We start from the raw sequence: 1,369 nt of genomic DNA on the forward strand, positions 1-1,369 counted from the left end.
TGATTTTGTCAAGATTAGTTGACACATTTTCCTCAAGGATTTTGTATCCTATGCTTCTTCTTTCAGGGAATCATAGTATCGCTGCCGTTTTATCATGGGAGGAAGACCTCCATTAGAGGAACAGATCCTCCGGTTATTCCAATAGCTGATGAAATATCTCCAGATGAGGGTTTTCACTTCATCCGTGCTCATCTTCTCTGTATTGTAGCGGCCATAGAGCAGTTCAGATTTCATTCTGGCCCACATGCTCTCGCAGCGGGCGTTATCATGGCATCTGCCGCCTGCACTGTTCATGCTCTGCTGTATGCCATACTTCCGGATTGTCTCCCGATAAAGCTGGCTGGTGTACTGGCTTCCCCTGTCACTGTGGATAATTGCCCCATGGATGCCCGGATATGTCTTCGCCGCGTTTTCCAGTGTCCGCGCACATAATGGAGCTTTCATATTAGTATCCATCGCCAGTCCAACCACGCTGGAATCGAAACAGTCGAAAACAGCGGAAACATACAGCTTTCCATCGCTGGCTTTGATCTCTGTTATGTCTGTTACGCACTTCGCCAGCGGTTCCTCTGACTTGAAATCACGTTTTAACAGATCTTCTGATTTCTGGGCTTCCCGATCCGCTTTCGTGATTCCGTTTGGTTTGCGCCTGGGATGATGGCTGATGCCGATATACTCCATGACACGGTAAACAGTACGTTCGCTGGGAATATTCACATTTTCAGGCTGTTTTAACATTAATGCCTGATACATGCGGGTCCGGCCGTAGGTGTCATTACAATCATCTTCCTCAAGGATTTCCATCATGGCGTCTGCCAGGGGCTGATACTTCCATGGGCGGTCTTTATTTGCAAGGTACTGGTAAAATCCCTGCCTGCTGACATGAAGGATTCTACAGTAAAAGAAGATATCCCCTTTTAATTCGCCGTCTTTGGTTTTAAGAGCAATAAACTTCATTCTTTCGTTTTTGCTGACCTCAGACGGCTCGCGGCGAAAAAAGCGCTGGCTTCCTCCAGAAAGTCATTTTCCTTCTTTAAACGGCGGATTTCTTTTTCCTGTTCCTTAACCTGCTGGCGGAGCTGAAGAAGTTCCTCGTTAAGCGTCATGGCGCTTTGCGGGGTTTGTGAACCTGCCCCAAGGTCGAGGCTGCCAAGACGGTTGGCCCGTACCCAGCCATACATGGTATTCTTGGGAACCCCCAGTTCTTTAGCGGCCTTTGCTTGTCCGATTTCCTTTGCGAGTTTCACTGCCTGTACTTTGTATTCATGGTCGTATTGCCTGTTTTCTGCCATTTTTGTTCACTCCTTATTCTCTTGATTATATCTCAAATCCTTGAGAATGGGCTGTCAACTTTTTTTATACCACATCA

The 1,369-nt window shown here is 47.0% G+C and carries 2 protein-coding genes; both read right to left on the bottom strand.

The window, feature by feature from the left end; all coding sequences use genetic code 11:
- Positions 1 to 48 precede the first annotated feature (48 nt).
- Complete coding sequence (locus tag NSB25_RS29020; protein ID WP_103242824.1) at positions 49 to 957, bottom strand: IS3 family transposase; 909 nt, start codon at positions 955 to 957, stop codon at positions 49 to 51.
- A complete protein-coding gene (locus NSB25_RS29025; protein WP_103242823.1) occupies positions 954 to 1,292 on the bottom strand; it encodes a transposase in 339 nt (112 codons plus the stop codon). Before NSB25_RS29025 ends, NSB25_RS29020 begins: the two co-directional genes overlap by 4 nt.
- Between the last annotated feature and the right edge of the window lie 77 nt (positions 1,293 to 1,369).

The sequence above is a fragment of the Acetatifactor muris genome, from assembly GCF_024623325.1.
GTDB classification, from domain to species: domain Bacteria; phylum Bacillota; class Clostridia; order Lachnospirales; family Lachnospiraceae; genus Acetatifactor; species Acetatifactor muris.